The organism is Pseudomonas sp. 5C2, from assembly GCF_034314155.1.
Lineage (GTDB): Bacteria > Pseudomonadota > Gammaproteobacteria > Pseudomonadales > Pseudomonadaceae > Aquipseudomonas.
Genome location: NZ_JAVIWH010000002.1, coordinates 2,390,966 through 2,403,146 on the forward strand (window position 1 = coordinate 2,390,966; position 12,181 = coordinate 2,403,146).

General features: G+C 60.7%; 9 protein-coding genes. All 9 read left to right on the forward strand.

The annotated features are described in order from the left end of the window. Positions 1-3 precede the first annotated feature (3 nt). The gene (locus RGU44_RS11665; RefSeq protein WP_322178255.1) at positions 4-948 is read left to right on the forward strand and encodes a DUF58 domain-containing protein; all 945 of its coding nucleotides are present in this window, start codon (positions 4-6) and stop codon (positions 946-948) included. After that, on the forward strand, positions 945-1,439 hold the full coding sequence (locus RGU44_RS11670) for a DUF4381 domain-containing protein (RefSeq protein WP_322178254.1): 495 nt from the start codon (positions 945-947) through the stop codon (positions 1,437-1,439). Before RGU44_RS11665 ends, RGU44_RS11670 begins: the two co-directional genes overlap by 4 nt. Next, positions 1,432-2,502, forward strand: coding sequence for a VWA domain-containing protein (locus RGU44_RS11675; protein ID WP_322217221.1), 1,071 nt, complete (start codon positions 1,432-1,434; stop codon positions 2,500-2,502). The genes RGU44_RS11670 and RGU44_RS11675 overlap by 8 nt, the downstream gene beginning before the upstream one ends. Beyond that, positions 2,499-4,238: a vWA domain-containing protein gene (locus tag RGU44_RS11680; RefSeq protein WP_322217223.1), complete on the forward strand. Its 1,740-nt coding sequence runs from the start codon at positions 2,499-2,501 to the stop codon at positions 4,236-4,238. The genes RGU44_RS11675 and RGU44_RS11680 overlap by 4 nt, the downstream gene beginning before the upstream one ends. Continuing rightward, a complete protein-coding gene (locus RGU44_RS11685; protein ID WP_322217225.1) occupies positions 4,235-5,902 on the forward strand; it encodes a BatD family protein in 1,668 nt (555 codons plus the stop codon). The genes RGU44_RS11680 and RGU44_RS11685 overlap by 4 nt, the downstream gene beginning before the upstream one ends. A 94-nt stretch (positions 5,903-5,996) precedes the next feature. Beyond that, positions 5,997-7,241 (forward strand): exonuclease SbcCD subunit D C-terminal domain-containing protein, encoded by a 1,245-nt coding sequence (locus RGU44_RS11690; protein WP_322217227.1) that lies wholly within the window; start codon positions 5,997-5,999, stop codon positions 7,239-7,241. Beyond that, positions 7,238-10,894: an AAA family ATPase gene (locus RGU44_RS11695; protein WP_322217230.1), complete on the forward strand. Its 3,657-nt coding sequence runs from the start codon at positions 7,238-7,240 to the stop codon at positions 10,892-10,894. Before RGU44_RS11690 ends, RGU44_RS11695 begins: the two co-directional genes overlap by 4 nt. A gap of 118 nt (positions 10,895-11,012) precedes the next feature. After that, the gene (locus tag RGU44_RS11700) at positions 11,013-11,525 is read left to right on the forward strand and encodes a peptidylprolyl isomerase (RefSeq protein ID WP_322217232.1); all 513 of its coding nucleotides are present in this window, start codon (positions 11,013-11,015) and stop codon (positions 11,523-11,525) included. A 9-nt stretch (positions 11,526-11,534) separates the two neighbouring features. After that, positions 11,535-12,164: a glutathione S-transferase gene (locus RGU44_RS11705; protein ID WP_416194624.1), complete on the forward strand. Its 630-nt coding sequence runs from the start codon at positions 11,535-11,537 to the stop codon at positions 12,162-12,164. The last annotated feature ends 17 nt before the right edge of the window (positions 12,165-12,181 follow it).

Below are 12,181 nucleotides of genomic sequence, written 5' to 3' on the forward strand. Positions count from 1 at the left end.
CCCATGCAACCCCAACCGATTGCCGAACCGGGAATTCGCGTCAGCCTCGCTGAGCTGATCGAGATGCGCCATCGCGTGCGCGAAGTGCAGTTGTTTTCCACCCCGAGCCAGCGCAGCCCGTTGATCGGCCTGCACCACTCGAAGCTGCGCGGGCGTGGCGTGGACTTCGATCAGGTGCGGGTTTACCAGGCTGGCGACGACGTGCGCACCATCGACTGGCGTGTCACCGCCCGCACCCAGGAGCCGCACACCAAGCTGTTCCATGAAGAGCGCGAACGTCCCATCTTCATTCTGGTGGAACAAAGCCGTCGGCTGTTTTTCGGGTCGGGCCTGATGTTCAAATCGGTCCTCGCCGCTCAGGCTGCGGCACTCATCGGCTGGGCCGCCCTGAGCCATAACGACCGGGTCGGCGGTCTGGTGTTCGGCGACAACGAGCACTATGAGATCAAACCCCGGCGCAGCAAGCAGAGCCTGTTGCAGTTGCTCAACCGGCTGGTGCGGGTCAATCAATCACTGCACACCGAAATTCCCGCCGACCGTGACGCTTTTGGCACCGCCCTGCGCCGCGCCCGTGAAGTGCTGCGCCCCGGCAGCCTGGTGATCGTGATCTGCGATGAGCGGGCGCTGTCCGATGCGGCCGAGCAGCAACTGAGTCTGCTGTCCAGGCATTGCGATCTGCTGCTGTTGCCGCTGTCCGACCCACTGGATCACGCTTTGCCGGCAGCCGGCCTGTTACGCTTCTCCGAACGCGGCGCGCAGTTGGAACTCGACACCCTCAAACCAGACTTGCGCCAGGCCTATCGTGCTCAAGGCGAAGCCCGCGTTGCACACTGGGAATTACTCGCGCAAAAACTGCGTGTGCCATTGATGCCACTGAGCACACAGAGCGAAATGGTCGAGCAGCTGCGCGAATACCTGAATCCCCAGCGTCCCGGTAAACAACCATGAATAACCTGGAGCAATTGCAACCGCTGATCCCTCCCGCGGCGGTCAGCCTCTGGCCACCGGCGCCGGGCTGGTGGCTGCTTTTGTTCTTACTTCCAGTGGCGGCGTGGTGGCTGTGGCGTTTGCGTCGTTACTGGCCCGGCAAGCGCCCGGTCAGCCGTGCCGAGCAACCCCTGGATCCGTTGAGGGTCGCGGCCCTGGAAGAACTCGCCGGACTGCCCAAGCCTTACGACGGAGCACCTGCTGGCGCCTGGCTGCAGCAAATCAACGCGTTGCTCAAGCGCCTGTGCCGCAACCACTATCCCTACAGCCAAAGTCACACCTTGAACGGCCGCAAGTGGCTGGCCTTTCTCGACAACCGGTGTCCCGCTGCGGGCCTGACCCGCTGGATGGTGCTGGTCGAAGGCGCGTACAAACCGGAGTGCAAACTCGATGACAAAGCTATCACCGGCCTGAATCAGGCGGTCGACACCTGGATTCGCAAACATGTTTGAGTTCGCCTGGCCGTGGGTCTTCGCCCTGCTGCCTCTGCCCTGGCTGATGAGGATACTGTTGCCTGTGGCAGACAGCGGTGAAGCAGCACTCGAGGTCAGTTTTCTCAGCGAGCTGGAAGGTCTGGCCGGACGTCGGGCACGGACCAGTTTGCCTGGGTGGCGGCAACAGGCACCACTCATTCTGCTATGGCTGTTATTGCTGATGGCCGCTGCCCGTCCAGAGTGGCTGGGTGAGCCGCTGCCAATTGCTGCCAGTGGCCGCGACTTGTTAGTGGCCGTTGATGTCTCCGGTTCCATGGACTACCCCGACATGCACTGGAACGGCGATGAGGTCAGCCGCTTGACCCTGGTCAAAAATTTGCTGGGAGACTTTCTCGAAAGTCGTGAAGGTGATCGTGTTGGCCTGATCCTGTTTGGCAGCAAGGCCTATCTTCAGTCACCTCTGACCTTCGACCGACACACCGTGCGTATCTGGCTGGATGAAGCACGGATTGGCATCGCCGGAAAAAACACAGCCATCGGCGACGCCATCGGCCTGGGTCTCAAGCGTCTGCGTCTGCGCCCGGCACAAAGCCGGGTGTTGGTGCTGGCCACTGACGGCGCCAACAACGGCGGCGAAATCGATCCGCTGACCGCCGCGCGCCTGGCCGCCAATGAAGGGGTCAAAATCTACCCGATTGGCATCGGTGCCGACCCGGAACAAGGCGCAACGCTAGGCATGCCGGGATTGAACCCGAGCCTGGACCTGGACGAGCCCACCCTTAAACACATTGCCGACATCACCGGGGGCACATATTTTCGTGCCCGCGACGGCCAACAATTGCAAAAAATCAGACAAACACTCGATACCCTGGAGCCGGTCGCCCAACAGCCTACCCAAGCACGCTCGACCCAGGCGTTGTATCACTGGCCGCTGGCCGGCGCGCTGCTATTGAGTATGCTGTTGGTTATCCGCGAACGCTTTCCGAACAACCTGCTGCAACGCTTCTTCAAGCAGAAAGTTTTTCTGCCGTCGAATGAGCAATGGCGTCAGCGACTCAAGCGTTTGCGGAGGCGTCGATGATCACATTCTGGCCGCACTGGCTCAGGCCTTGGTGGTTGCTACTACTACCGCTGCTGGGCTGGTTGCTGTGGCAACTCTGGCACCGACAAAAACGTGCAGGACGCTGGCAGATGATCTTGCCTGTGGCTTTCCACGCGGTACTGCTCGGAGGCGGCAGTGGTCGAGACAGCAAATTGCCGTGGGTTGCGCTGGGCCTGGCCTGGACCCTCGCCGTGCTGGCGTTGCTCGGACCGAGTTGGCAGCACGTCGAGCAATCCAGCCAGAAGCCCGCCGACCCGTTGGTCGTGTTGCTCGAGTTGACCCCGGAAATGCTCGCCACCGACACTCCGCCGACTCGCCTGGAGCAGGCGCGACGTAAACTGCTCGACCTGTTGCAGAGCCGCAGCGATTCGCAAACGGCGATCATCGTCTATGCCGGTAGTGCTCACACCTTGGTGCCGCTGTCTGACGACCTGACCACCAGTCGCAACCTGCTCGACGCGCTCAAGCCCTCTATCATGCCTGAAGCCGGCCACCGCGCCGATCTGGCGGTAACCAACGCACTTGCCCTACTTAAGCAAAGTGCGCAGGGCCAAGGGCGCTTGCTGTTGATCGGCTCGTCACTCGGCGAACAGGAACGCCAAGGCATACGCGAGGCTTTGAGCCGACAGTCTAACCCGCTGCTGATCCTCGGCGTTGGCACCGCCGACGGTGCGCCGGTCATGCAGGAAAAAGGGGGCTTTCTCAGAGACCCACAAGGCGCGATCCTCCTGCCTCGCCTGGACAGCCCAAGCCTGAAAGACTTCGCCAGCCAGATCGACGGGCGCTATCGTCAGGCCTCCCTGGATGACTCCGACCTGCGAGGACTGGGCCTGTTCGACAGTCCGCAAAGCCTGCGCAGCGATGGCCAGACCGTGCATCTGGACAGCTGGGACGATCAGGGTCCGTGGCTGCTGCTGCCACTATTATTGCTCGCGGCCTGCGCCGGGCGCCGAGGCTGGTTGTTGTGCCTGCCGCTGTTATTCATGCTTCCACAGCCCAGCTATGCTTTCGAGTTCAACGACCTGTGGTTGCGGCCCGACCAGCAGGGCCAGCGCCTGCTCGAACAAGGTCGGCCTGCCGAAGCTGCACAACACTTCAAGGACAGCCAATGGCAAGGTCTGGCGCTGTACCAGGCCGGCGACTACGCCAGTGCCGCTCAGCGATTTGCTGAAGGCAACAACGCCGCCGACCACTATAATCGCGGCAATGCGCTGGCCAGGGCTGGCGAACTGGAAGCCGCGCTGGATGCCTATGAACAGGCCCTGGAACGCCAGCCCGATTTGCAACCGGCTTTGAAAAACAAGGCGCTGGTCGAGCGTTTGCTGGAACAGGACAAGCAGCAACAGGCCTCCAACCCCAACAAGCCGGACGGCAGCAAAAAGGACGACATCGGCGAAAGTCCACAAGCTGGCGCGGCGACAGCACCGCAGAATCCAAATCAGCCGCTACCCCCATCAGGCGACGACAGCAGCGCCAATAACAACACCGTCACCAGCAACCCGAACAGCCCGGCTGGCGGCAACGACGTACCTGGCTCACAACTGGGCGATGAAAACACCACCCGACCACCGATAAAACCCGCCGACACCGCCCTCGACGGAGAACGACGACAAGCTCTGGAACAATGGTTGCGACAGATCCCGGACGATCCCGGCGAATTGTTGCGACGTAAATTCTGGTATGAACAGCAACAGCGTCAGGAACAAACCCGATGAGTCGCCCGTACACTTTATTGATCAGCCTCATGCTAGGTCTTATGACGCTGTCGGCTCAGGCTGCAGAGCTGGTGGCCAGCGTCGATCGCGCACGCCTGAACTCCGGCGAAACCGTAGAGCTGACCCTGGAATCCAATGACGTCACGTTGTTCGGCAAACCCGATCTGACCGTGCTGGAGGTTAACTTCGACGTACACGGCACGCGGCAGATCAACCACCTGACCACCCTGGACGGCGGCGCTCAAGCCACCACCCGCTGGATCATTACCCTGCTGCCGAAGCAGAACGGCACCGTGGTCATCCCCTCGTTGCAACTGGGCGAGCTGAAAAGTCAGCCGATCACATTGCAAGTGGTACAAAGCGAAGCCCAGGACCAAGAGACGCTGGCGCCCGTGTTCATCGACGCCAGCCTCGATCAGGAAAGCGTCTACGTTCAAGCTCAGGTCGTGCTGACCCTGCGCGTCTATCACTCGGTCGCACTGTTCGATGACAGCAACCTGACGCCTCTGCAGATCCCGGATGCACGGATCGAAAAACTCGGTGATTCGCGCACCTATGAAAAACTGATCAATGGCATTCGCCACGGTGTCATTGAGATACGCTATGCGATTTATCCACAGCACAGCGGTGAGTTGCTGATTCCCGCGCAAGTCTTCAGTGCAACGTTGGTGCAGGACGCTCAAGCCCAGAATCAGGGACAGGCTCAGGGTGTCAACCCGACGGGGCCGAAGCCAGGCAAGCAGGTGCACGTCAGCTCCGCCGAAATCCCCCTGTGGATAAAACCCCAGCCCACCGACTACCCTGCCGACGCCCCATGGTTGCCCGCACGCAGCGTGAGCCTGAGCGAAGCCTGGAACCCGGAACCGGAACCGGAACACATCCTGCTCGGCGACTCCCTGACCCGTAGCCTGACGATCCGCGCCGAAGGCTTGTCGAGCGCGCAACTGACGCCACTGCCCAGCACCGACGTCAGCGGCCTGCGTCGCTACCCCGACCAACCTCAACTGGCCAACCTGACCAGCGAGCGGGGCCTGATCGGCAGCCGCGAAGAACGTGAAGCCCTGGTGCCTACACGCACAGGCGCAATCGACTTACCGGCAGTGGACGTGGTCTGGTGGAACACCCTTGACGATCATCTGGAACACAGCAGTCTCCCCGCACGCACCCTTCAGGTGGTGAATAACCCGAGTCTGTCTCTGAACACTCCGGTGAGCACCGATGCGAACGGCATGACCATCGCAGGGCAATCGTTGTGGCCATGGCAACTGAGTACATTACTTCTGGCCTGCACTACCCTGCTCGGCTTTGGCCTATGGTGGCGCGCGCGTTGGCAACCGGCAGTGTCGCGGGTTGTGCAAGCGGGTCCGAGCCCACGCACCGTACTTGATGAACTCAAACGTGCCAGTCTGTCCAACGATCCGCAGGCGACCCGCCAGGCGCTGGATGCCTGGGCCCGCCAACAACCGGAAACCCTGGCCGACATGGCTGCACGTTTCGTACCCTTGTCCGACGCCCTCGACGGCCTGAACGGCGCGCTGTACAGCGAGGCAGGCCAGTACTGGCAAGGTGAAGAACTGTGGCGCGCCGTGCGTACATTGCCAGCAGGTGAGCGGGTTCAGAATCCGGCCACCGACACCAGCCTGCCACCGCTGTACCCGAAATAATTTTGAATATCTGCGGTTTTTATTCGATCTTCATTGACTGACCCGGCCTCTTCGCGGACAAGTCCGCTCCTATCAGGCTGTACAAGGATTCCCCATGCGTTTGTTCCACACCTCCGACTGGCACCTTGGCCAGAACCTGCATGGCCAGGAGCGAGACTTCGAACACGCCTGCTTTCTGACCTGGCTGCTGGGCCGCCTGGTCGACCGCCAGCCTGACGTACTGTTGATCGCGGGGGACATTTTCGACACCGTCAACCCGCCGGTCAAAGCCCAGGAGCGCCTGTACGACTTCATCGTCAACGCTCACGAACAGCTGCCGCTGCTGACCATTGTGATGATCGCTGGCAACCACGACTCCGGCTCGCGCATCGAATTGCCCGCACCACTGATGCGCCGTTTGCGCACCCATGCCCTGGGACGGGTGTTGTGGCTCGATGACGGACAACTGGATGCCGAGCGCCTGCTGCTGCCGTTATCCGAGGCCAGCGGCGAAATCGGAGCCTGGTGCCTGGCGCTGCCCTTTCTTCGGCCCGCCGAAGTCACGGGCGCCACCCTGGGCGACGACTACTTGCGTGGTATTGGTCGGGTCCATGAACTGCTGATCGAAGCCGCCAACCTCAAGCGCCAGCCGGGACAGGCATTGATCGCCATCAGCCACGCGCACATGGCCGGCGGCTCGGTGTCCGAAGACTCTGAACGCAGCCTGATCATCGGCAACGCCGAGGCCCTGCCCGCCAGCCTGTTCGGTCCGAGCATCACCTACGTTGCCCTTGGCCACTTGCACAAGCCGCAGAAGGTTAACGGTGAAGATCGCATCCGCTACAGCGGCTCGCCGATCCCGCTATCGTTTTCGGAGATCGGCTATCAGCATCAGATTCTCGAAATCAATTGCGACGGCGATCAGTTGATCAGCGTCGAACCCTGCTTGATTCCTCGCGCAGTCAATCTGCAACGCGTCGGTCCTGCACCTATGGCGGAGTTATTGGTGCAACTGGCGTCCTTGCCAAATATCGATCTGCTGGCTGACATCGAACGCCAACCCTGGCTGGAGGTTCGGGTGCGCCTCGACGAACCGCAACCGGACCTTCGCCAGCAAATCGAAACCGTGCTGCAGGGCAAGGCCGTGCGTTTGGTGCGCATCGCCACCGAATATGCGGGCAACGGCGGCGCCGAGGGCGATGACAGCGGCAACGGCCTGATCGACCTTGACCAACTCAGCCCCCTGGAACTGTTCAGCCGCGCCTGGCAGGACAGCTACGGCAGCGAGGTCGACGAACAAACCCTCAAGGATTTCGCCACGCTCTTGCAGGACGTACAACTGGAAAGCGAACAGCCATGAAAATTCTCGCCATTCGCCTGAAAAACCTTGCCTCCCTCGCGGGTCCGTTTGAGCTGGATTTCACCGCTGAACCATTGGCCAGTGCTGGCTTGTTCGCCATCACTGGACCGACCGGGGCCGGCAAAAGCACCCTGCTCGACGCGCTGTGCCTGGCGTTATTTGGCGCCATCCCACGGCTGAGCAATGTCGGTCAGTCCAAAGTGCCGGAAATCGACGGTGATATCAGCACCAACGACCCGCGCACCTTGCTGCGGCGCGGCACTGGCAGCGGCTACGCCGAAGTGGATTTCGTCGGCATCGACAGCCGTCGTTACCGTGCCCGCTGGGAAACCAACCGCGCACGGGACAACGCCAGCAAAAAACTCCAGGCAAGCCGCCAGACCCTGACCGATCTGGACAGCGAACAGGTGTTGAGCAGCCAGAACAAAACCGAATACAAAACCATGCTCGAAGCGCGCCTGGGCCTGAACTTCGAACAGTTCACCCGCGCCGTCATGCTGGCGCAAAGCGAGTTCAGCGCCTTCCTCAAGGCCGATGACAAAGAGCGCAGCGAGCTTCTGGAAAAGCTCACTGACACTGCGATCTACAGCCAACTGGGCCGGCGCGCCTACAGCAAGAGCAAGGAAGCGGAAAAGGTCCATGAAGATCTGAAAGCACTGGCCACCGGTGTAACACCGCTAGCGCCAGAGGCCCGCGCCGAACTCGACCAGCGTTTCAACGAAGCCCAACAACAGCTGAAAACTCAGCAAGTGCAACTCAAGCAACTCGAGCTTCAGCACCACTGGCTCAAGGCCCTGCATCAGTTGCAGGACGAACAGCAAAGCGCTGCCGAACAACTGCAACAGGCCCAATTGCAGTGGGACGGCCAGAGCGCCGAACGTCTGAAGCTGGCCCAACTGGAACACCTCGCGCCGCAACGTCACCCGTTCGCTCGCCAGGCCGAACTGAATGCCCAGCTCAGCACGCTGGTGGCGCAGATTCAGCAACATCGACAGCTGCAGATCGAACGTCAAGCCCAGCAGACACAGCTTGAGAAAACCCAGGTCGATGCCCACGCAGCGTTGCTCAACGCTCAGCAGCAGCAGACCGACGCCACACCGCTGTTACGTCAAGCCTTCGAAACCCAAAGCACCGTCGCGCGCTTGATCGACGAACTGAACCAGACCACTGAACTCAAACAACAGGCGGAGCAACAGTGCATTCAGGGACAAAGCGCCCTGCAAGGCCTGCTCGACCAGCAACACCAAGTAGCCGAGCGCCTGCAGCGAATTGCCGGACAGCTTGAGCAGAGCAGCGCATTGGCTCCGCTCAGCGAAGCCTGGAATGCCTACCGCGAACGCCTGAAGCAAGTGATGCAGATCGGCAGCCGCTTGAAACAGGGCCAAATCGAGTTGCCGCAGCTTGAGCAGCGTGCCGCCAGCGTCAGCCAACATCTCACCGAGCAACGTAGCGCCCTGGAGCTGCTGTACCACGAAGCCGGTGCCGAAGCGCATGCCGTCGCTGAGCAAATCCAGATCCTCGGCAGCCTGCTGCAAGACAATCGCAAACAGCAACGGGCCTTCGAAGACCTTGCGCGTTTATGGACCGAGCAGCAGGAACTCGACACGCGTTCGCTGGCGCTTGCACGGAAACAGCAGCATGCCCAGCAACAGCGCGAGCACCTCAACCGCGAGGGGATTCAGGCCAAGGATGAACTCGAGGTCGCCGAGCAAACCCTGGCAGTCACTCAGCAACTGCTGGAGCGCCAGCGCCTGGCTCGCAGCGCCAGCGTTGAAGAATTGCGCGAACAATTGCAGGACGATCAACCGTGCCCGGTGTGTGGCAGTCGCGAGCATCCGTATCATCAGCCCGAAGCCCTGCTGCAAAGCCTGACCCGGCATGACGAAAGCGAAGAAGCCAACGCCCTGAAAGCCGTGGACACACTGAAGGAAAAATTGATCGACCTGCGTACCAGCGTCAGTGGGTTGATCGCTCAGCAAAAAGAATTCCTGCACCAACAGGAACAACTGACCACACAGCAACGCGCCTTGACCCCGAGTCTCGAGGCTCATCCGCTCAGCACCCGACTCCTGGAGCAGGACGCGGCCAAGCGCGACGGCTGGCTGAGCCAGCAGTTAAGTCAGCTGTCTCAAAACATCACCCAAGATGAACAGCGCCAGAGCGCATTGCTCAAACTGCAACAAGACGCCGGGCGCCTGCAGCAACAACTGCAAAGCGCCACAGAAGCCAGCCAGACCGCTACTCAACATGTGGCCGAACAGCGGCGCCAACTGGCCAGCGACCATGAGCGGCTGGAAGAAGAACTGGCGGCTTTCACCCCACTGCTGCCCGCCGACATCCTCAATGGCTTGCGCAACGAAGCCGCAGCGACGGTCATGCAGCTCGATCAGCAAGTGACCCAGCGCCTGGACCAGTTGGAGCAGCAACGCGATGAGCTGCTTGAGCAGAGTGGACGTCAGCAAAAAATCGAGCATGAGCAGTTCCAGCAACACGCCCGCGCCAAGCACCTGGAAGACCTGCAGCAACGTTTTGCCGCCCTCACCCAGCAGCAGCACACCAGCCAGCAAACGCTCGCTGAACTGCTGGGTGGCCAAGCCGGTGAACAGCGCAGCGCTGAACGTTGGCAGCAACAACTGGAACACGCCGTCGAACAGGCGCGTCACGTCGAAAGCGCAGCAGGCCAAGCGTTGCAGGACGTACGCAGCCAACTGATCGAACTCGCCGCCGAACTCAAAGCCAGGCAGGAACGCCTGCAAAGCCTGGAGCAAGAGCGCAGCGAGCTGAGCGCCAGGATTGCAGAATGGCGCAGCCTCCATAGCGAGCTGGATGACAGTGCTCTCGAACAGTTACTGAGCATCGACGATGAACACGTCAGCCAACTGCGCCAACGCCTGCAGCACAGTGAAAAAGCCATCGAGCAAGCCAAGGTCCTGCTGCACGAACGCGAACAGCGTCTGCACAGCCATCAAGCGCAAGCCAATGGCTACCTTGACGCCGAGCAACTGGACAGCGCCTTGAGCGAGCTGCAGGGGCTGTGCGCCGCCAGCGAACACCTCAATGCCGACCTGCGCGCCCAACAAGCCGACGATCAACGCCGCCAAGACGCCAATCAAGCGTTGGCGCAACAGATTGCCGACGCCTATGCCCAGTATCAACGCTGGGCGCGCTTGGCCACGCTGATCGGTTCGGCCGAAGGCGACAAGTTCCGCAAGATCGCTCAGGCCTACAACCTTGACCTGCTGGTTCACCATGCCAACGCACAGCTGCGGCAACTGGTGCGCCGTTATCGCCTGAAGCGCGGCGGCAGCATGTTGGGCTTGCTGGTGATGGATACCGAAATGGGCGATGAACTGCGCTCGGTACATTCGTTGTCCGGTGGAGAGACCTTCCTCGTGTCGTTGGCCCTGGCCCTGGGCCTGGCGTCAATGGCATCGAGCACGCTGAAAATCGAATCTCTGTTCATCGACGAGGGCTTCGGCAGCCTCGATCCGGAGTCCCTACAACTGGCCATGGATGCCCTCGACGGCTTGCAAGCCCAGGGGCGCAAGGTTGGGGTGATTTCCCACGTGCAGGAAATGCATGAGCGAATCCCCGTGCAGATTCAGGTGCGGCGCCAAGGCAATGGTTTGAGTACGATTGAGGTCAGCAATTGATAAACCGACAGGCAGCCCCCATTTTCTGTGTCAGACAAAACTGCCAAGCGGAATTTCTGTACCCTACACACCCACGGCGCGACCCGTTGCGCCACCTCAAATGAGAAGGTAACTACCCGTGTCCAATCCAAAAGTATTTTTCGACATCACCGCCAACGACGAGCCAATGGGTCGCATCGTGATGGAACTTCGCGAAGACGTGGCACCGAAAACCGCTGAGAACTTCCGTGCCCTGTGCACCGGAGAGAAAGGCGACGGCCTGCACTACAAGGGCTCCTCGTTCCACCGTGTGATCAAAGACTTCATGCTGCAAGGCGGTGACTTCACTAACCACAACGGCACCGGCGGCAAGTCGATCTACGGCGAAAAGTTCAAGGACGAGAACTTCACCCTGAAGCACACCGAGCCAGGCGACCTGTCCATGGCCAACGCAGGCCCGAACACCAACGGCAGCCAGTTCTTCATCACCACCATCGTCACCAGCTGGCTGGATGGCAAACACGTGGTATTCGGTAAAGTCATCGAAGGCATGGACGTTGTGAGGGCCATTGAAGCACTGGGCTCGCAATCAGGCAAAACCAGCAAAAAAGTCGTGATCGCCGACTGCGGCCAACTGCCTGCCGAAGCGTAAAGAGACCCGTTGCTGAGCGCAGTGAACACCGCGACGCCGATTCTTTACTCTTTCCGGCGCTGCCCCTACGCCATGCGTGCGCGCATGGCGTTGTTTTACGCGGGCTGCGCACTGGACATTCGCGAAGTCAGCCTCAAAGAAAAGCCGCCGCACATGCTTGCCTGTTCACCCAAAGGCACTGTGCCCGTCCTGATCTGTGAGGGAGGACGCGTGATCGACGAGAGTCTGGGCATCATGCGCTGGGCACTGGCGCTCAACGACCCCGATGACTGGCTGCTGGCAAATGACCCGCAGGCCCAGAGCGACATCGGGGCATTGATCGAAGAAAACGATCACGTCTTCAAGCACCATCTGGATCACTACAAATACGCGGTCCGCCATCCTGAACACTCGCAGGAACACTACCGCGACCTGGGTGCACTGTTTTTGCAAAAGCTCGAAAAACGCCTGCTACAACGGACCTTCCTGGCCGCTGAGCACGTGACCCTGGCCGACATCGCCCTGGCGCCCTTCGTGCGGCAGTTCTGCTACGTCGACCCCGACTGGTTCTGGCAAAGCCCCTACCCTCGCCTACAGGCCTGGTTACAGCGCTTTCTCGCGTCAGAGCTGTTCATGGGTGTGATGACCAAGCCGGTCTGACACATGGCCAACGCCCT

Bases quoted from the DNA above. Each gene is read 5' to 3' on its own strand.
- RGU44_RS11670 (WP_322178254.1), top strand. From the start codon at position 945: ATGAATAACCTGGAGCAATTGCAACCGCTGATCCCTCCCGCGGCGGTC.
- RGU44_RS11695 (WP_322217230.1), top strand. From the start codon at position 7,238: ATGAAAATTCTCGCCATTCGCCTGAAAAACCTTGCCTCCCTCGCGGGT.
- RGU44_RS11665 (WP_322178255.1), top strand. From the start codon at position 4: ATGCAACCCCAACCGATTGCCGAACCGGGAATTCGCGTCAGCCTCGCT.
- RGU44_RS11680 (WP_322217223.1), top strand. From the start codon at position 2,499: ATGATCACATTCTGGCCGCACTGGCTCAGGCCTTGGTGGTTGCTACTA.
- RGU44_RS11675 (WP_322217221.1), top strand. From the start codon at position 1,432: ATGTTTGAGTTCGCCTGGCCGTGGGTCTTCGCCCTGCTGCCTCTGCCC.
- RGU44_RS11685 (WP_322217225.1), top strand. From the start codon at position 4,235: ATGAGTCGCCCGTACACTTTATTGATCAGCCTCATGCTAGGTCTTATG.
- RGU44_RS11690 (WP_322217227.1), top strand. From the start codon at position 5,997: ATGCGTTTGTTCCACACCTCCGACTGGCACCTTGGCCAGAACCTGCAT.